The organism is Pseudooceanicola pacificus, from assembly GCF_009789075.1.
GTDB lineage: Bacteria > Pseudomonadota > Alphaproteobacteria > Rhodobacterales > Rhodobacteraceae > Pseudooceanicola > Pseudooceanicola pacificus.
This window is the reverse complement of record NZ_WNXQ01000006.1, coordinates 124,352-141,714: the sequence shown is the minus strand read 5'-3', so window position 1 is coordinate 141,714 and position 17,363 is coordinate 124,352. Positions and strand designations below refer to the sequence as shown.

Below are 17,363 nucleotides of genomic sequence, written 5' to 3'. Positions count from 1 at the left end.
TTGTGGGTCCTTCGGGATCAGGTGCTGGGCAGCGCCAGCAGACGCTGGCGGATCGAGGTTACGACATCGGCGAAATCGGGGATACTGGCCACATGCGGCGTGACCAGCACCCCGGGATGGGACCAGAGCGGGCTGTCGGCGGGCAGCGGTTCGGTGCGGAACACATCCAACGAGGCACCCGAAAGATGCCCGGCATCCAGCGCCGCGATCAGCGCGGCCTCGTCAACCTGCCCGCCCCGGCCCAGCTGGATCAGCGCGGCCCCTGCGGGCAGCCCGGCAAGGAAGGCGGCGTCGATCAGACCGTCGGTTTCGGGCGTCAGGGGCAACACGTTGATCAGGATGTCGCTGCGGGCCAGGAAACCGTCCAGCATGCCATCGGTGAAATGCGTGACACCGGGTTCGCGCGGCTCGGGCATGCGGCGGGAATAACCCGCCACCGGATAGCCCAGGGCCACCAGCGCCCGGGCGATGACCCGGCCCATATGCCCCATGCCCAGCACACCGACCCGGCGGGTGCGCGGGCTCAGCCCTTCGACCTCGCGCTGCCAGATCGCGCCCGACTGCTGCGCCAGATACCGCCCCATGCCGCGATGGTGCCAGAGCACGTGGAAGGCGGCGAACCCGGCCATCTGCAGCGCCTGATCCGGCTCTTCGACCCGGTAGACCGGCACGCCGTCCGGGCGTGAGGGGCAGGCGTCGATCGCATCGGTCCCCGCCCCGGCGGAAAAGATCGCCCTCAGCCCGGAATAGGGCGCAAAGGCATCGGCGGCGGGGACGAAGGACAGGGCGAATGTCACCTCCTCGGGGCGGGTGACCTCTTCGGGACGCAACAGGGTCAATTCCGGCGCGACCTGCGAAAAGACCGGGCGGTAGAGCGTGTGAAGGTCGATGCGGGAACAGGTCGCAACCCCGATCATGCGGTGACGGCCCCGTCGCGGTTCCACTCGGCCCCCGGCACGGCGGCCAGCAGCTGCCGGGTATAGGCCTGCTGCGGAGAGCGGAAGATCTGGTGCACGGTCCCGATCTCGACCAGCTTGCCCTTTTGCATCACCGCAATCCGGTCGCAAAGCTGCGCGGCGACCCGCAGGTCATGGGTGATGAAGAGGATCGACAGGTCCAGACGGCTGCGCAGGTCGCGCAGCAGGTCCAGCACCTGCGCCTGGATCGACACGTCAAGCGCCGAGACCGCCTCGTCCGCCACGATCAGCTCGGGCTCCATCGCCAGGGCGCGGGCGATGCCGATGCGCTGGCGCTGCCCGCCCGAGAATTCATGCGGATAGCGCGTGGCGGCATCGGCACCCAGGCCCACGATCTCCAGCAGTTCGCGGGCCTTGGCTTCGGCCCTGGCGCGGGGAATGCCACGGGCGATCGGGCCATCGGTGATCGCGCCCATGATCCTCTGGCGCGGGTTGAGCGAGGCATAGGGGTCCTGGAACACCATCTGCACCTTGTGGCGTTCCTTGCGCAGCTCGTCCTCGGACAGGGCAGCGATATCGGTCCCGCCGACCAGCACCTGCCCCGCATCGGGGGTGATCAGGCGCACGGCGGCGCGGCCCAAAGTCGACTTGCCCGACCCGGATTCGCCGACCAGCCCCAGCACCTCGCCCCGCGCGACGGTGAGCGAGACATCGTCGACCGCGCGCACCTCGCGCACCGGGCGGAACAGGCCGCCGCCGGTGCGGTAGACCTTGCGCAGGTCCTTGATCTCAAGCGCCGGCACCTCGGCCAGGGTGCGCGCCTCGGGCAGCCGGCCGGTGGGGATCGCATCCAGCAGGCGGCGGGTATAGGGATGTTCGGGCGCGCCCAGAACCCTGGCCGCCGCGCCGCGTTCGACGATCTGCCCCTCGCGCATCACGATGACCTGGTCGGCGATCTCGGCCACCACGCCGAAGTCATGGGTGATGAACATCACCGCCATGCCGTGTTTCGCGCGCAGGTCGAGGATCAGCTTGAGGATCTGCGCCTGGGTCGTGACATCCAGCGCGGTGGTCGGTTCGTCCGCGATCAGCAGCTTGGGTTCCAGCGCCAGCGCCATCGCGATCATCGCGCGCTGCCGCTGCCCGCCGGACAGCTGGAAGGGATAGGCGCGGATGATCTTGTCCGGATCCGGCAGGCCGACCTCGCGCACCAGCTCCAGCGCGCGGGCGCGGCGTTCGGCCGGGTTGAGCAGGTCATGGGCGGCAAAGACCTCGGTGATCTGCTCGCCGATGCGCATCAGCGGGTTCAGCGCGGTCATCGGCTCCTGAAAGATCATGGCGATGCTCTCGCCGCGCATCTTCTGCTTCTCGGCCTCGGGCAGGGCCAGGATATCGCGCCCGCCGAACATCGCCTGCCCGCTGCGCACCCCGACACCGGGGGGCAGCAGGCCCATCAGGGCGTTGGCGGTCATCGACTTGCCCGACCCGGATTCCCCCACGACGCAGAGGATTTCCCCAGTCGCCACGGAAAAGGTGATGTCGGCCACCGCGTTGTCGCGGTCGGCCCCGGCGGGCAGGGCGATGGTCAGGTCGCGGATATCGAGCGCGGGATCGGTCATGCGCGCGCCTTTCGCGACAGGTGCGGGTTCAACGCATCGTTCAGCCCCTCGCCGATCAGGTTCAGCGCCAGCACGGTGATCACGATGGCGATCCCGGGCAGAAAGCTCAGCCACCAGTGCTGGCGGATCACGGTGCGCGCCGCACCGATCATGTAACCCCAGGACATGGCATTGGGATCGCCCAGCCCAAGGAAGGAGAGCGAGCTTTCCAGCAGGATCGCCGTCGCCACCATGAGCGAGGCCATGACGATGATCGGCGAGACGGTGTTGGGCAGCACCTGCGCCACGAGGATCCGCCGCCGGGTCAGCCCCGCCACCCGCGCGGCATCGACAAATTCGCGCTTGCGCACCGACATCACCTCGGCCCGGACCAGGCGGGCCACCGGCGGCCACGAGACGATGGCGATGGCCAGGGTGATCGAGGTCAGCGTCGGTTCCAGGATCGCCACCAGCACGATGGCGAGCGCAAAGTTGGGGATCGTCTGGAAGAACTCGGTGAATCGCATCGCGCCTTCGTCGACCCAGCTGCCGTAAAAGCCCGCGACCGCGCCAAGCGGCACCCCGATCAGCAGGGCCACCACGGTCGACACCAGCCCGACCAGCAGCGAGACGCGCGCGCCATAGGCCAGCTGCGCGGCCACGTTGCGCCCCAGCGTATCGGTGCCAAGCGGCAGGCCATCGGTGCTGAACGGCGCCAGAAAGGGCCGTTGCACCATCTGCCAGGGGCCTTTCGGGAAGATCACCGGTGCCAGCAGGGCGATGGCGATCACCAGCAGCAGGATGATCACCCCGATCATCGCCCCGGTGTTCGAGCTGAAGCGTTTCCAGAGGGTCATGCGGTCGCTCCGATGCGGGGATCGACGATGCGGTAGACAAGGTCGGTGATGATGTTGAACAGGATCACCATCGCCGCCGAGACGATGAAGACGCCGAGGATGGTGTTGTAATCCCGCGCGGCGAGGCTTTCGAACATCAGCCGCCCGATGCCGGGCCAGGCAAAGACGGTTTCCGTCAGCACCGCGCCGCCGACCAGCTGCCCGGCCTGCAGCCCCGCCAGGGTCACAACCGGCAGGATGGCGTTGCGCAGGATGTGGCGGCGGCGGATCGCGGGGCCCGACAGGCCCTTGGCCCGGGCGGTCTTGACGAAGTCGAGCTGCGAGACTTCGAGCATCGAGGCCCGCGTCATCCGCATATAGACCGACATGAAGAACAGCCCCAGCGTCAGCGCCGGCAGGATCAGGTGTTTCAGGATGTCCAGCAGCCGGGTCAGGCCGGTATAGTTGGCGCCCACGGTCTCGTAGCCGAAGCCGGGCAGCCACCCCAGCCAGACCGAAAAGACCAGCACCGCCATCAGCGCCAGCCAGTAGAGCGGCGTGGCATAGAACAGCAGCGCCAGCGTGGTCAGCATGGTATCGGAGGCCTTGCCCACCCGCGCCGCGGCGGCCACGCCAAGGGCGATGCCGCAGGCCAGCGAGATGCCGAAGGCGGTCATCGTCAGCAGCAGGGTGGCGGGCAGCCTCTCGGCGATCAGCTGCGAGACGGGGGCGCCCTGGCGGAAGGAATAGCCCAGGTCGAACTGCACGATGCCCCAGACATATTTGCCAAGCTGCACGTGGAAGGGCTGATCCAGCCCGAACCGCTCGCGCAGCTGCTCGATCATCGCTTCGTCCGCGGCGCCGGCCTCGCCCGCCAGCACAACCGCCGGATCGCCCGGTGCGGCATGCACGAGAAAGAAGTTCAGCACCGCGATGGCCAGCAGCGTCAGCGCCGCCTTGACCAGACGCGAGAATATGGCGATGGCAATCTGCATTGACGCCCGTGCGCTCCGTTGCGAGAGGGGACCGGTCCGCGGACCGGCCAAGGCAACCGGGCCGGCGCGCGATCGGCGGCCGGCCCGGCAGAGGGTCGGTTACTGTTCGATCCAGGCCCCTCGGGGGCCGTCGTTCACACCGATGGCGGTGGTCACCAGATCCTTGACGTTGCAGCGGTAGATGGTCGGGAATTCCAGTTCCAGCAGCCATGCCACGGGCACGTCATCCACGATCTCCTTCTGGATCTCGGCATAGGCGGTTTCGCGCTCTGCCGGGGTCACCATCGTGGCGGCGGCGTTCCATTTCTCGTCCAGCGCGGGGTTGTCGTAGCCCTCGACGTTGTTCCAGGGGCTGCCCTTCTTGATCTGGCTGGCGACATAGTTGCGTGACACGCCCAGGGCCGGATCGCCGTACTGGTAGAGATAGGTGAAGGCCATGTCGTAATCCCACTGGGACGTCTTCTCGTTCCAGCCGGCGACATCGGTGCTGTCGAGTTCGACGTTGATGCCGACCTCGCTCAGGTTCTGGCGCACCGCTTCGGCCCAGCGTTGCCAGGTCTCGCCATAGGGCAGCGGCAGGACGCGCACCGGTTCCCCGTCATAGCCCATTTCGGCCAGCAGTTCCTTGGCCTTGTCGGGATTGTGGTCGTAGATCGTGACATCGTCGCTGTAGAAGTTCGTCTTGGACGAGATCGGGCCCGTGGCCACGGTGCCAAAGCCGTTCCAGACGACTTCCTTCACGAATTCACGGTCCAGCGCGTACATCACGGCCTGGCGGAACAGCTTGTTCGAGGTCGGCCCCTCGCGGTTGTTCAGCCACATCCAGGCATGCGGGGCAAAGAATTCCCAGCCCTTGCCGGTCGAGCAGACGCCCTCCATCTCGGTCAGGCGCGGCACGTCCCAGTTTTCGACCGACCCGCCGGGCAGCACGTCGACCTCGCCGGTTTCAAAGGCCACGGCGCGGGCGGCGGCATCCGGGATCACGCGATAGAAGATCTCGTCAAGATGGGGCAGGCCCTCGACGTAGTAATCCTCGTTCTTGACCAGGTGGATGTAGCTGCCCTTTTCCCACTTGTCGAACTTGAACGGGCCGGTGCCGATGGGCGTGGCGTTCATCTCGTTGGTGGCATAATCGGTGCCTTCGTAGATGTGCTTGGGCACGATCGGCATGGTGCCGACCTCGAAGGCGTTGATGAAGGGGCCAAAGGGCTCTTTCAGGGTAAAGACGACGGTGGTGTCGTCGGGCGCCTCGATGCTTTGCACATAGGCGAGCGAACTGCGCAGGCGGGCATGGGTCTCGCGCAGGAAGACATCGGCCGAAAAGACCACGTCGGCAGCGGTGAAGGGCTCTCCGTCATGCCAGGTCACGCCGTCCTGCAGTTTGAAGGTATAGACCAGCCCGTCGTCCGAGATGGTCCAGCTTTTGGCCAGGCTCGGCTGCGGTTCCAGGTCCGTGGTATAGCGCAGCAGGCTTTCGTAGATGTCGCCCGAAACCATCTGGGTCGGCCCGTTCTGCACCAGGCCCAGCATCAGCCCCGGCGGTTCCGGCTGCACGACGATGTCCAGTCGGCCGCCGTCCTGCTGCGCCAGCGCGGGCGCGGCCAGCGCCGCAGCGATCAGGAATGTTGTAGCTTTGAGGTAGGTCATGAGGTCCCTGTCTTTGTTGTGTTTGCGAGGGATGCCCCGGTTCGGCCGGGGGCGTTCTTTGGTGTTATTGCTTGTAATCCGGCGCGGCCTTGTCCAGCCGCCGCAGCATGGCCGCCCATTCCGGGTCCGGCGCATTGCCGGCTTCGGTGCTGTCATAGGCGGCCTGGTATTGCTGCGCCGTATGCTCGGCGACCTCGTCCGACAGCACGACGGGGGTCAGCCCCATGCCAAGCGCCGCGATCTGGGCCCGGCACGAGCGTTCGAGGTTCAGCGCCAGCTTCATCGCCTCGGCGATCGAGCGGCCCAGCAACAGCGTACCATGATTGCGCAGCAGCATGACGTATTTGTCGCCCAGGTCGGCCACAATACGCTGGCGTTCGTCCAGATCCAGCGCGATGCCCTCGTAATCGTGAAAGGCGACGCGGCCAAAGAACTGCGCCGACCACTGGTTCAGCGGCAGCACGCCCTCCTGGATCGACGAGACGGCAACACCCGCCACCGTATGGGTATGCAGCACGCAGACCGCATCGTGGCGCGCCATGTGGACGGCCGAGTGGATGGTGAATCCGGCGGCGTTCACCCCGGCGCCATAGGGATCGTCGACCACCGCACCGGTTTCGTCCACCGTCACCAGATTGCTGGCCGTCACCTCGTCAAAACGCAGGCCATAGGGGTTCATCAGGAACCGCTTCTCGCCATCCGGCCCGTCAGGCAGGCGGGCAGAGATATGGGTGTAGATACCGTCATCCATGCCCTCCAGCGCGATCAGCCGATAGGCGGCGGCCAGATCGCGCCTGAGTTCTGAGAGCGGGGTGTCGACGCCACCGTCGGCCATGAGAGGGGTCCTTTCTGCGATTTCCCACAGCCAAGACCATTCGGCGCCCCGAGGTCAAGGAAATTGTCGACAATACAGCAAACGACAATTACGCTGACCATGAAACGATTACCAAAGCGACGAGATGACCAGCGACAACGGCAAACCCGGATTCGAACGCCTGGCCCGCGAGGGCCTGGTCGAACGTGTGGCCGCGCTGCTGAGCAATGCGATTGTCACCGGCAAGCTGGCCCCAGGGGCGCGCCTGTCGGAATCCGTGGTGGCCCGCGACCTGGGCGTCAGCCGCGCCCCGGTGCGCGAGGCGGCGCGGCTGCTGGAAAGCTCGGGCCTTGTGGCCTATGTGCCGAACCGGGGGTTCTTTGTCCGCCAGGTCTCGGCCGATGCCATCGACGATCTTTACGAGCTGCGCCTGGTGATCGAGACGGCCGCCGTGCGCCGGCTGATCCGGGGCGACACCGGGCCGGTCATCGCCAACCTGTCGCGGCAGGTGGACGAGCTCTACCGCATCGCCGACCTCGGCCCCGATTTCGACATGCTGACCCAGGTGCAGGCCGACATCCAGTTTCACCGCCTGCTGGTCGCGGCCTCGGGCAATCCCAAGCTGCTGGCGGTGTTCGAACAGATCGCGACCGAAACCGAGTTCTCGATCATGATCGTCGGGCAGCTTTACGACGACCCGCACCGGATCGCCGAGACGCACCTGCCGATCATCGACGCGCTGCGCGACGGGGACGAGATGCGCGCGGTCGAGGCGCTGCGCTTTCACATCGTCGTCGCACAGCGGGTCGTGACCCAGAAACTCCGCCAACTGGAAAAAGAGCAGTCGACATGAAGTGCTATTACGCCGCCGAGACCGAGGCCCATGACCCCAAGTTCCGGCTGACCTACGGCAAGATGCAGCGCAATGCGGAACAGGCCGAACGCGCGACGCTGCTGCTGGCCGCGCTGGACCGGCTGAACCTGCCAGTCACCGTCCCGCCCGAGGCCCCCCGCGCTGCGCTGGAGGCTGTCCATACGCCTGCGTTCGTGACCTTCCTGGAAACCTGCTGGGACGAATGGAAGGACCTGCCGGATGCCGGGCCCGAGGTCGTGCCGAACGTCTTTCCCCGCAATGCCGAAAAGACCTACCCCAAGTCCATCGTCGCCCGCGCCGGCTGGCACATGGGCGACACCGCCGCGCCGGTCGGGCCCAACAGCTGGCTGGCGACCCGCCGTGCCGCCGACTGTGCCGTTGCCGCCGCCGACGCCGTGCTGGCGGGCGAACGGGCCGCCTATGCGCTGTGCCGGCCGCCGGGGCACCATACTTCGGCGGATGTGGCTGCCGGGCACTGCCTGATGAATGTCTCGGCCATTGCGGCCGCGCGCCTGCGCACTGGGCATGACCGGGTGGCCACGCTGGATATCGACGTGCACCACGGCAACGGCACGCAGGACATCTTTTACGACCGGGCCGATGTGATGACGGTGTCGATCCACGCGGATCCGGATGACTACTATCCTTTCTTCGTCGGCCATGCGCATGAGACCGGGCGCGGCGCGGGCGCGGGGTTCAACACCAATATTCCCCTGCCCCGCACCACCACCGACGACACCTGGATCGCCGCGATCGAGGGCGCGCTGGAGCGGATCGCGTCCTATGCCCCCGGTGCGCTGATGGTCAGCCTTGGCCTGGATGCGCATGAGAACGATCCGCTCAAGGGGATGCAGATCACCTTTGACGGGTTCCGCCGCGCCGGGGCGCTGATCGCCGCGGCGGGCCACCCGACCGTGCTGGTGCAGGAGGGCGGATACCTGTCGCCCGACCTGACCACCTCGCTGGAAAGCTTCATGACCGGCTTCCTAGGGCGCGCCGGATGAGCGCCCTGCCCGAGGCGCTGACGCGCGAGATCCTCGCCGCCGTCGACGCCGGGTTCGACTCGCAGGTGGAATTCACCCGTACGCTGACCCGCTTCCCCTCGCTCAGGGGGCAGGAACATACGGCACAGGATTTCCTGCACCGCGAGCTGCAGGCGCGCGGCTATACGATGGACCGCTGGGCCATCGAGGTCGACGACATCCGCCATCACCCCGGGTTTTCGCCCATCGACGTGGATTACGCCAATGCGATCAACGTGGTCGGCACCATGCGGCCCCGTTCGGAAACCGGCCGCTCGCTGATCCTGAACGGTCACATCGACGTCGTGCCCACCGGGCCCGAGGACATGTGGACCGCCCCGCCCTTCGAGCCACGGCGCGAGGGCGACTGGCTCTACGGACGCGGCGTGGCCGACATGAAGGCCGGGATCGCTGCCAATATCTTTGCCGTCGAGGCGCTGAAATCGCTGGGCTACCGGCCCGCCGCGACGCTCTACCAGCAATCGGTGGTCGAGGAGGAATGCACCGGCAACGGGGCGCTCGCCTGCCTTGTGCGCGGCTACCGGGCCGATGCCGCGATCATCCCCGAACCCGAGGACGACAAGCTGGTGCGCGCCAATGTCGGCGTGGTGTGGTTCCGCGTCCGGGTGCAGGGCGTGCCCGTTCATGTGCGCGAGGCCGGCACCGGCGCCAATGCCATCGAGGCGGCTTACGAGCTGATCCGGGGCCTGCGCGGGCTGGAGGCCGAGTGGAACGCGCGCAAGGGCGATCACCGGTATTTCGAGGATCTCGACCACCCGATCAATTTCAACGTCGGAAAGATCCGGGGCGGTGACTGGGCCTCCTCGGTCCCCGCATGGTGCGAGTTCGACTGCCGGATCGCGATCTACCCCGGCACCGGAGCGCAGGAGGCCGCGCGCGAGATCGAGACCCACCTGCGCCGTGTCTCGGACGGCATCCCCTTCCTCGCCAACAACCCGCCCGAGCTGATCTTCAACGGCTTTTTCGCCGAAGGCTACGTGCTGGAAGAAGGGTCCGAGGCCGAGGCGGTTCTGTCGCGCGCCCATATGGCCAGTTACGCCAAGCCGCTCGAAAGCTTCGTCACCCCCGGCTACCTCGACGGGCGCGTCTTTGTCATCTACGGCGAAACGCCCTGCCTGGTCTACGGGCCCTATTCCGAAGGGATCCACGGGTTTGACGAACGGGTCAGCCTGGCCTCGGTCAAGCGGGTGACCGGCTCCATCGCGCTCTTCATCGCCGAGTGGTGCGGGCTCGAACCGCTCTGACATGACCCCGGCCGCCCGCCGCCGGAGGGCGCATGGAATTTCTGTTGTACATAACTGACCAGTCAGTTACGTATTATCAATGTCAGACAATGAACCCCGAGAGCCCAAGTTCCGCCGCCGCGCCGAGGATCGCCCCGACGAGGTGATGGATGCCGCGCTGGTCCTGTTTTCGGAACAGGGCTTTGCCAGCACGACGGTCGACCAGATCGCGGCCAGGGCGGGGCTGTCGAAAGGCGCGGTCTATCTCTATTTCCGCTCGAAAGAGGCGATCCTTGAGGGGCTGGTCGGGCGGACCATCAACCCGGTGGTCGATGACGCCTTTGACCGGATGAGCGGCTTTCGCGGCGATCCCCGCCCCTTGCTGGCCGAATTCCTGCGCAACATCGCCACGATGATGACGGTGCGACCGGTCTGGGCGATTCCGCTGATCGTCCTGCGTGAATCGCGACTTGCCCCGGGGATCACCGAAAACTTTCGCCGCTCGGTCCTGGACCGCGCCCTGCCCGCGATCACCGCCCTGCTGCGCCAGGGGGTCGAGGGCGGGCATATCCGCCCCGTCGACCCCGAGCTGACGGCGCGCACTGTCATCGGGCCGGTGCTGGTGCACATCCTGCTGTCCGAGGTCTTTGACATCCGGCCCGGTGGCGGCCTGCAGATGCAGCGGCTGGTGGACAATCACATCCAAATCCTCTGGGCCGGGCTGGCCCCGGAAAGGGAGCCCGCGGCATGAGCGACATCTACGGACAGGTCATCGGGGTCCTCGCCGCGGTCTTCCCCTCGCTCGCCGAGGAGGGGCCGGCCAGCTACAACGGCTATGCCGAGGCGGATTACGTCTATGTCGCCCCCGCCGCAGCGGGCCGCCTGTCGCGGATCGAGGTGGTCGAAGGCACGACGGTGCAAGCCGGCGACGTGCTGTTCCGGCTGGAGGATGCACATCAGCTCGCCACCCTGCGCGCGGCCGAGGCCGAGGTGGCCGTGGCCAAGGCCAACCTCGCCAACCTCTCCAGCGGCAGCCGGAGCGAGGAAATCGAGGTGATCCGCGCCTCTCTCGAACAGGCCCAGGCCGACGAGCGGCTGGCGGCGCTGACGCTGGAACGGTCCGAACGGCTGCTGATCTCGGGCGCGGTGTCGGCGGCGCGGGTCGATTCGGACCGCACCGCCCATGAAAGCGCCAAGGCCAAGGTCGAACAACTGGAGGCCGAACTGCAGGTTGCCAGGCTGCCCGCCCGCGACGCCCAGCGGATCGCGGCCGAGGCGAGTTTCGAGGCCGCAGAGGCCAAGCGCGACGATGCCCGTTCCGCGCTGGAGGACCGCGTGGTCGAAGCGCCCTCGCCCGGCTATGTCGACAAGGTCTTCTACCGCGACGGAGAGGTCGCCGCCGCCGGGGCACCGGTCGTCTCGATCCTGCCGCCCGACACGCTCAAGGCGCTGTTCTTCGTCCCCGAACCGCAGCGCGCCAGCATCGCCGTCGGGCAGGTGCTGCAGGTGACATGCTCGGGCTGCGCCCCGGGGTTGAGCGCGCAGGTCACGCGGCTTGCCTCCTCGCCGCAATACACGCCGCCGATCATCTACAGCCGCGAGGAACGCTCTCGCCTGGTGTTCCGGGCCGAGGCGCGGCTGATCGACCCGCAGGGCCTGCTGCCGGGCCAGCCGCTGACGCTGCACGTGGCGCCATGACCGACGCCCCCGCGATAACGGTCACCGGCCTGACCAAGCGCTATGGCGGGCGGGCGGTGGTCGATCACTTCGACCTGCAGGTGCCGCGCGGCGCGATCTACGGCTTTCTCGGGCCCAATGGCTCGGGCAAGACGACAACCATCCGCATGATGTGCGGCCTGCTCACTCCCGACGCGGGCAAGGGGTCCTGCCTTGGCTTCGACATCCTGACCGAACAGGCCCGGATCAAGGAGAGGGTGGGCTACATGACGCAGAAATTCTCTCTCTACGAAGACCTGACAATCCGTGAGAACCTCGATTTCATCGCCCGCATGTTCGGCGTGCGCGACCGGCGCAACCGTGTGCGCGCGGCGCTTGACGACCTGGGGCTGGCCGACCGGGCGACCCAATACGCCGGCACCCTGTCGGGCGGGTGGAAGCAGCGTCTGGCGCTGGCGGCCTGCATGATCCACGACCCCGAACTGCTGCTGCTGGACGAACCGACCGCCGGTGTCGATCCCAAGGCCCGGCGCGACTTCTGGGACGAGATCCGCAAACTCTCGGCCCGGGGCGTCACGGTTCTGGTCTCGACCCATTACATGGACGAGGCGATCCAGTGCGATTTCATCGCCTATATCGCCTATGGCAAGAAACTGATTTCCGGCGTCGCGCGCGAAATCCCAGAGATGATCGGGCTCTACACCTATCGCGTCACGGGTAACGACATCTCGGCGCTGGAGGCCCGGCTGCGGCAGGAAGAGGCCGTCGCGCAGGTCGCCCGCTTCGGCGCGGTGCTGCATGTCTCGGGCACCGACAAGGCGGCGCTGGACGCGCTGGCCGCACGCTACGGCAAGGACGGCTCCCACAGGTGGGAGCGCAAGGAGGCCGAGCTGGAAGAGGCCTTCATCTACCTGATGGGCGGGGCGGCGGACAATTTCGCCGGGGCGGCGTCATGAGGCTGCGGTTTTCCCTTGGCCGGTTCCTGGCGGTGCTGTCCAAGGAATTCGTGCAGATGAGGCGGGACAGGGTCACATTCGTGATGATGATCGGCGTGCCGATCATGCAGTTGCTGATTTTTGGCTATGCCATCGATTCCGACCCGCGCCACCTGCCCACCCTGGTCGAGATGGGGGACGAGGGGCCGATCACCCGGTCGATCCTGGCGGAAATGGAAACCTCGAGCTATTTCGATTTCCAGGGTGTCGTCACCGGCCCCGCCGCGGGCGACCGGGTCCTGCGCGACGGCACGGCAAATTTCGTGGTGGTCATCCCGCCCGATTTCGAACGCGACATCCTGCGCGGCCTGTCGCCCGACATCCTGCTTGCCGCCGATGCATCGGACCCGACCGCCGTGGGCGGGGCCGCCGGCGCGATGACCGCGATCGTGAACAACGCCATCGCCGCGTCTATGACCGGCCCGCTGGCCGCCAGCACGGCCGGCCCCGCGCCCTTTGGCGTGGTGGTGCACCGCGCCTACAACCCCGAGGGCGACACCTCGATCAACATCGTGCCCGGCCTGCTGGGCGTGATCCTGTCGATGACCATGGTGATGATCACCGCCGTCGCCATCGTGCGCGAACGCGAACGCGGCACGATGGAGACGCTGATCGCCACCCCCGTCCGCCCGCTGGAGGTGATGACCGGCAAGATCGCCCCCTATGTGCTGGTCGGCTATGTTCAGACGCTGGTCTTCATCCTGGCGGCAAGGCTGCTGTTCGGCGTGCCCTTCACCGGGTCGACCCTGGCATTCTTTGTCGGGTTCAACCTCTACATCGTGGTGAACCTGTCGCTCGGCTTCCTGATCTCGACAGTGGCGCGCAGCCAGATGCAGGCGATGCAGATCTCGTTCTTCACCCTGCTGCCGACGATCCTGCTGTCGGGGTTCATGTTCCCCTTTGCCGCCATGCCGGGCTGGGCGCAGGCCATCGGCACGGTGATCCCGGCCACGCATTTCCTGCGCCTGATCCGCAAGGTCATGCTCAAGGGCGCGGGCCTGGCCGACATCACCGGCAATCTGACGGCCATCGCGCTGATCCTGCTGGTCGTGGTCGCCGTGGCGATCCGGCGCTATCGCCAGACGCTGGACTAGACCGCGCCGGCGGAACGCAGCGCCGCGATCTGGTCGGGATCATAGCCGATCTCGGCCAGCACCTCGTCGGTATGCTGCCCCATGTCGGGCGTGGCCGAGCGCATCGCGGGTTCGATCCCGTGCACCTGAAAGGCCTGGCCCAGCAGACGCTGCACCCCGTTGCGGGGATGGGTCACCTCGGCCACCACCGGCAGATGCTGCACCTGCGGATCGGCAAAGACCGCGTCCATCCGGTTGATCGGCCCGCAGGGGATCTGCGCCTGCAAAAGCGCCTCGGTCAGCTCGGCCACGCTGCGGGTGGCGGTGATGGCGGAAATCTCGGCATTCAGCGCCACGCGGTTGGCCGACCGGCCCTTGGGCGTGGCGTAATCGGGATGGTCGAACAAGTCGGGCCGCCCGATCACATCGCAGAAGGAACGCCACATCCGCGCCCCGTTCACCGCGATGTTCATCGCCCCGTCGGCGGTCGGATAGACCCCCATCGGCACCGCCGTCGGATGGTCGTTGCCCGCCTGTTCCGGGACCATGCCGTCGATCAGCCAGCGCACGGCCTGGAAATCCAGCATCCCGATCTGGGCCTGCAACAGGCTCGACTGCACCCAACGGCCCTCGCCCGTGCGCTCGCGGTCCAGCAGGGCCATCAGGATGCCCATGGCGCAGAACAGCCCGGCGGCCAGGTCGGCGATCGGAACGCCCACGCGCACCGGCCCCTGCCCCGGCAACCCGGTGATCGACATCAGCCCGCCCATGCCCTGCGCCACCTGGTCAAAGCCCGGCCGCTCGGCATAGGGCCCCGTCTGGCCAAAGCCGGAAATCGAGCCGAGCACCAGCCGGGGATTGCGCGCATGCAGCGCCTCCCACCCCAGGCCGAGGCGGTCCTTGACCCCGGGGCGGAAATTCTCGACCAGCACATCGGCGCCGTCGATCAGCCGGCCCAGCACCTCCTGCCCGGCGTCTGTCTTCAGATCCAGCGTCAGCGAGCGCTTGTTGCGGTGCAGGTTCTGGAAATCCGAGGTGTCGCGGTTGCCATAGCCGGTGTCGTCCTGCGGCGGCTCGATCTTGATCACGTCGGCGCCCCAGTCGGCGAACTGCTTGACGCAGGTCGGGCCGGACCGGATGCGCGTCAGGTCCAGCACGCGGAAACGGTCGAGCGGCAGCGGGGTCATGCGGTGTCCTCCTTGACGATGCGGGGCAGTGTGGCGTGCAAAATCCGGCGCGTCACCCCGATCCGGCATGGTCCGTGGCCATGCGGCAAGCCGGGGGTCGCGCAATTCCCGTATGTATTATCGCCCGCCCCCGCGCCACCGCCGCCTTGCGCGCCGTGGCACCCCGCCGATACCGTCGCGCCAACCGGATGCCGCCACGGGAAACCCGCCATGACTGGGATCGTCCTCTACCACTCGCCGAAATCCAGCGCCTCGCGCCGGGTGCGCCTGTGCCTCGAGGAAAAGGGCCTGGCCTACGACGCGCGGGTGATCGACCTGTCGCGGCAGGAACAGCATTCCGAAGCCTATCTGAAGATCAACCCGATGGGCGTCGTGCCCTGCATGATCCATGACGGCCGCCCGCTGCACGAAAGCGGGACCATGTGCGAATATCTCGACGCCGTCTTCCCCGATCCGCCTTTGCGCCCGCGCGATGCCTATGACCTGGCCCTGATGCGCAACTGGATCCGCTATGTCGACGGGCTGATCGGCAACCTGATCAAGTTCAACTGGCGCCACGGCCTGGCGCAGCGCGCTGCGCAGATGACCGAGGCCGAATTCCAGGCGATGATCGCCAAGGTCCCGAGCGCCGAGCGCAAGGAGGCCTGGCGCCGCGCCGCCAGGGAGCCCTATACCGAGGCCGAGCTGGACGAGGCCCGCGCCAACCTGCTGGTCATGCTCGACCGAATGGAGGGGATGATCCGGGGCGACGGGCTGATCGGCGGGCGCTACGGGCTGGCCGATATCGCCACCGCGCCCTTCGTCCGCCGCATCGACGAAGAGATCGCACCCGAGGCGCTCTCTCCCTCCGCCCGGCCCAAGGTCGCCGCCTGGTGGCAGGCGCTCACCGCGCGGCCCGCCTTTGCCCGGGCCGATTTCGCCCCCTTCGTCTGACCCTGCCGCACCGGGTCGCGGGCCAAGAAAATTCCCCTGCCCCCTTGCGCCCCCGCGCCGGACCAGCACTATCGTCGCTGCCCGGATGCCGGACCACCGGCGCGGCGCAACCAAGGGAGACCACCGATGCAATGCGTTTTTGTGCAAATCCGCTGCAGGCCGGGCACAGCCTACAAGGTGGCCCGCGACATCGCGCTGCAGGAAATCCATTCCGAACTGTATTCCACCAGCGGCGACTATGACCTGCTGATGAAGATCTACATCGAGGATGGCGAGGACATCGGGAAATACATCAACGAAACCGTGCATCAGATCGAGGGCATCGAACGGTCGCTGACCACGCTGACCTTCAAGGCGTTCTGAGGACACGGGCCAAGACGACAGGAAAAGGGACAAGACATGAGATTCAAGGCGATGGCACTGGCCACCGTGGTGGCCGCTCTGGCCGCACCCGTTCAGGCCGAGGTCAAGGTCGGCCTCATCACCACGCTTTCGGGCGGCGGCGCCGGGCTGGGCATCGACACCCGCGACGGCTTCATGCTGGCGATCGAGCAGGCGGGGCGCGACGATGTCGAGGTGATCGTCGAGGACGACCAGCAGAAACCCGACGTGGCGGTGCAGATCGCCGACAAGATGATCCAGTCCGACAAGGTCGACGTGCTGACCGGCATCGTCTGGTCGAACCTCGCGATGGCCGTCGTGCCCTCGGCCGTGGGTCAGGGCCTGTTCTACCTGTCGACCAATGCCGCGCCTGCGCAGCTGGCCGGGCCGGGCTGCAATCCGAATTACTTCTCGGTCAGCTACCAGAACGACAACCTGCACGAGGCCGCCGGCGCCTATGCCACCTCGGCCGGGTACAAGACCGCCTTCATCCTCGCGCCCAACTATCCGGCGGGCAAGGACAGCCTGACCGGCTTCAAGCGCTTCTTCGAGGGCGATCTGGCGGGCGAGGTCTATACCCAGCTGGGCCAGACGGATTATGCCGCCGAGATCGCGCAGATCCGCGCCTCGGGCGCCGATACGGTGTTCTTCTTCCTGCCCGGCGGGATGGGGATTTCCTTCCTCAAGCAATATGCCGACAGCGGGCTGGAAATCCCGGTGGTGGGTCCCGCCTTCTCGTTCGACCAGGGCATCCTGCAGGCTATCGGCGCCGCGGCGCTTGGGGTCAAGAACACGTCGAGCTGGTCCAAGGACATCGACACCCCGGCCAACGCCGCCTTTGTCGAAGCCTTCAGCGCCAGATACGACCGCCTGCCCTCGATCTATGCCGCGCAGGGCTATGACACCGCGAACCTGCTGCTTTCGGCCATCGACAAGGCCGATGTGAATGACGATGCCGCATTTGGTGCCGCCCTGATGGAGGCCGATTTCGACAGCGTCCGGGGCAAGTTCTCCTTTGCGCCGAACCGCCATCCGATCCAGGACATCTATGTCCGCGAGGTGGTGCAGGAAGGCGACGTCTTCACCAACAAGATCGTCGGCACCGCGATGACCGACCGCGCGAACGAATACGTCGACCAGTGCAAGATGTGAGCCTGCGCGGCGGTTTCG

The 17,363-nt window shown here is 67.0% G+C and carries 17 protein-coding genes; 10 read left to right on the top strand and 7 right to left on the bottom strand.

Annotation, left to right across the window (positions count from 1 at the left end; all coding sequences use genetic code 11):
- Positions 1-17: 17 nt before the first annotated feature.
- From GLS40_RS12140 to GLS40_RS12115, 6 genes are all read right to left on the bottom strand, one after another.
- Complete coding sequence (locus GLS40_RS12140) at positions 18-917, bottom strand: 2-hydroxyacid dehydrogenase (protein ID WP_160382995.1); 900 nt, start codon at positions 915-917, stop codon at positions 18-20.
- Entirely contained in the window at positions 914-2,536 is a 1,623-nt protein-coding gene (locus GLS40_RS12135; protein ID WP_160382994.1) for an ABC transporter ATP-binding protein, read from the bottom strand. The genes GLS40_RS12140 and GLS40_RS12135 overlap by 4 nt, the downstream gene beginning before the upstream one ends.
- Entirely contained in the window at positions 2,533-3,372 is an 840-nt protein-coding gene (locus GLS40_RS12130; RefSeq protein ID WP_160382993.1) for an ABC transporter permease, read from the bottom strand. The genes GLS40_RS12135 and GLS40_RS12130 overlap by 4 nt, the downstream gene beginning before the upstream one ends.
- A complete protein-coding gene (locus GLS40_RS12125; RefSeq protein WP_160382992.1) occupies positions 3,369-4,346 on the bottom strand; it encodes an ABC transporter permease in 978 nt (325 codons plus the stop codon). The genes GLS40_RS12130 and GLS40_RS12125 overlap by 4 nt, the downstream gene beginning before the upstream one ends.
- 99 nt (positions 4,347-4,445) lie before the next feature.
- A complete protein-coding gene (locus tag GLS40_RS12120; protein WP_160382991.1) occupies positions 4,446-5,993 on the bottom strand; it encodes an ABC transporter substrate-binding protein in 1,548 nt (515 codons plus the stop codon).
- A gap of 64 nt (positions 5,994-6,057) precedes the next feature.
- A complete protein-coding gene (locus GLS40_RS12115; protein ID WP_160382990.1) occupies positions 6,058-6,828 on the bottom strand; it encodes a class II aldolase/adducin family protein in 771 nt (256 codons plus the stop codon).
- A gap of 124 nt (positions 6,829-6,952) precedes the next feature.
- Between GLS40_RS12115 and GLS40_RS12110 the strand changes: the two genes are divergently transcribed.
- The 7 genes from GLS40_RS12110 to GLS40_RS12080 all read left to right on the top strand — a co-directional run bounded on the left by GLS40_RS12110 (position 6,953) and on the right by GLS40_RS12080 (position 13,713).
- Positions 6,953-7,660 (top strand): GntR family transcriptional regulator, encoded by a 708-nt coding sequence (locus GLS40_RS12110; protein ID WP_160382989.1) that lies wholly within the window; start codon positions 6,953-6,955, stop codon positions 7,658-7,660.
- The gene (locus GLS40_RS12105) at positions 7,657-8,685 is read left to right on the top strand and encodes a histone deacetylase family protein (RefSeq protein WP_160382988.1); all 1,029 of its coding nucleotides are present in this window, start codon (positions 7,657-7,659) and stop codon (positions 8,683-8,685) included. The genes GLS40_RS12110 and GLS40_RS12105 overlap by 4 nt, the downstream gene beginning before the upstream one ends.
- Positions 8,682-9,968: an ArgE/DapE family deacylase gene (locus GLS40_RS12100; protein WP_160382987.1), complete on the top strand. Its 1,287-nt coding sequence runs from the start codon at positions 8,682-8,684 to the stop codon at positions 9,966-9,968. The genes GLS40_RS12105 and GLS40_RS12100 overlap by 4 nt, the downstream gene beginning before the upstream one ends.
- Positions 9,969-10,047: 79 nt before the next feature.
- Positions 10,048-10,698 carry a TetR/AcrR family transcriptional regulator gene (locus GLS40_RS12095; protein ID WP_160382986.1) on the top strand — a complete coding sequence of 217 codons (651 nt, stop codon included), beginning with the start codon at positions 10,048-10,050 and terminating at the stop codon, positions 10,696-10,698.
- Positions 10,695-11,645, top strand: coding sequence for an HlyD family secretion protein (locus GLS40_RS12090; protein ID WP_160382985.1), 951 nt, complete (start codon positions 10,695-10,697; stop codon positions 11,643-11,645). The genes GLS40_RS12095 and GLS40_RS12090 overlap by 4 nt, the downstream gene beginning before the upstream one ends.
- The gene (locus GLS40_RS12085; RefSeq protein ID WP_160382984.1) at positions 11,642-12,580 is read left to right on the top strand and encodes an ABC transporter ATP-binding protein; all 939 of its coding nucleotides are present in this window, start codon (positions 11,642-11,644) and stop codon (positions 12,578-12,580) included. The genes GLS40_RS12090 and GLS40_RS12085 overlap by 4 nt, the downstream gene beginning before the upstream one ends.
- Complete coding sequence (locus GLS40_RS12080) at positions 12,577-13,713, top strand: ABC transporter permease (RefSeq protein WP_160382983.1); 1,137 nt, start codon at positions 12,577-12,579, stop codon at positions 13,711-13,713. The genes GLS40_RS12085 and GLS40_RS12080 overlap by 4 nt, the downstream gene beginning before the upstream one ends.
- Here GLS40_RS12080 and GLS40_RS12075 read toward each other — a convergent pair.
- On the bottom strand, positions 13,710-14,879 hold the full coding sequence (locus GLS40_RS12075) for a CaiB/BaiF CoA transferase family protein (RefSeq protein ID WP_160382982.1): 1,170 nt from the start codon (positions 14,877-14,879) through the stop codon (positions 13,710-13,712). The two genes, GLS40_RS12080 and GLS40_RS12075, sit on opposite strands and share 4 nt — an antisense overlap.
- Before the next feature lie 210 nt (positions 14,880-15,089).
- Here GLS40_RS12075 and GLS40_RS12070 point away from each other — a divergent pair, with 210 nt between their 5' ends.
- The 3 genes from GLS40_RS12070 (at position 15,090) to GLS40_RS12060 (ending at position 17,345) form a co-directional block, all read left to right on the top strand.
- Entirely contained in the window at positions 15,090-15,812 is a 723-nt protein-coding gene (locus tag GLS40_RS12070; protein WP_202076108.1) for a glutathione S-transferase family protein, read from the top strand.
- 126 nt (positions 15,813-15,938) lie between these two features.
- Positions 15,939-16,175, top strand: coding sequence for an Lrp/AsnC ligand binding domain-containing protein (locus GLS40_RS12065; RefSeq protein ID WP_160382981.1), 237 nt, complete (start codon positions 15,939-15,941; stop codon positions 16,173-16,175).
- A gap of 36 nt (positions 16,176-16,211) precedes the next feature.
- Positions 16,212-17,345 carry an ABC transporter substrate-binding protein gene (locus GLS40_RS12060; RefSeq protein ID WP_160382980.1) on the top strand — a complete coding sequence of 378 codons (1,134 nt, stop codon included), beginning with the start codon at positions 16,212-16,214 and terminating at the stop codon, positions 17,343-17,345.
- Positions 17,346-17,363: the final 18 nt, after the last annotated feature.

What these genes read in the sequence shown, in the direction of transcription:
- GLS40_RS12140 (WP_160382995.1), bottom strand. Translation starts at nt 917, where the DNA reads ATGATCGGGGTTGCGACCTGTTCCCGCATCGACCTTCACACGCTCTAC.
- GLS40_RS12135 (WP_160382994.1), bottom strand. Translation starts at nt 2,536, where the DNA reads ATGACCGATCCCGCGCTCGATATCCGCGACCTGACCATCGCCCTGCCC.
- GLS40_RS12130 (WP_160382993.1), bottom strand. Translation starts at nt 3,372, where the DNA reads ATGACCCTCTGGAAACGCTTCAGCTCGAACACCGGGGCGATGATCGGG.
- GLS40_RS12125 (WP_160382992.1), bottom strand. Translation starts at nt 4,346, where the DNA reads ATGCAGATTGCCATCGCCATATTCTCGCGTCTGGTCAAGGCGGCGCTG.
- GLS40_RS12120 (WP_160382991.1), bottom strand. Translation starts at nt 5,993, where the DNA reads ATGACCTACCTCAAAGCTACAACATTCCTGATCGCTGCGGCGCTGGCC.
- GLS40_RS12115 (WP_160382990.1), bottom strand. Translation starts at nt 6,828, where the DNA reads ATGGCCGACGGTGGCGTCGACACCCCGCTCTCAGAACTCAGGCGCGAT.
- GLS40_RS12110 (WP_160382989.1), top strand. Translation starts at nt 6,953, where the DNA reads ATGACCAGCGACAACGGCAAACCCGGATTCGAACGCCTGGCCCGCGAG.
- GLS40_RS12105 (WP_160382988.1), top strand. Translation starts at nt 7,657, where the DNA reads ATGAAGTGCTATTACGCCGCCGAGACCGAGGCCCATGACCCCAAGTTC.
- GLS40_RS12100 (WP_160382987.1), top strand. Translation starts at nt 8,682, where the DNA reads ATGAGCGCCCTGCCCGAGGCGCTGACGCGCGAGATCCTCGCCGCCGTC.
- GLS40_RS12095 (WP_160382986.1), top strand. Translation starts at nt 10,048, where the DNA reads ATGTCAGACAATGAACCCCGAGAGCCCAAGTTCCGCCGCCGCGCCGAG.
- GLS40_RS12090 (WP_160382985.1), top strand. Translation starts at nt 10,695, where the DNA reads ATGAGCGACATCTACGGACAGGTCATCGGGGTCCTCGCCGCGGTCTTC.
- GLS40_RS12085 (WP_160382984.1), top strand. Translation starts at nt 11,642, where the DNA reads ATGACCGACGCCCCCGCGATAACGGTCACCGGCCTGACCAAGCGCTAT.
- GLS40_RS12080 (WP_160382983.1), top strand. Translation starts at nt 12,577, where the DNA reads ATGAGGCTGCGGTTTTCCCTTGGCCGGTTCCTGGCGGTGCTGTCCAAG.
- GLS40_RS12075 (WP_160382982.1), bottom strand. Translation starts at nt 14,879, where the DNA reads ATGACCCCGCTGCCGCTCGACCGTTTCCGCGTGCTGGACCTGACGCGC.
- GLS40_RS12070 (WP_202076108.1), top strand. Translation starts at nt 15,090, where the DNA reads ATGACTGGGATCGTCCTCTACCACTCGCCGAAATCCAGCGCCTCGCGC.
- GLS40_RS12065 (WP_160382981.1), top strand. Translation starts at nt 15,939, where the DNA reads ATGCAATGCGTTTTTGTGCAAATCCGCTGCAGGCCGGGCACAGCCTAC.
- GLS40_RS12060 (WP_160382980.1), top strand. Translation starts at nt 16,212, where the DNA reads ATGAGATTCAAGGCGATGGCACTGGCCACCGTGGTGGCCGCTCTGGCC.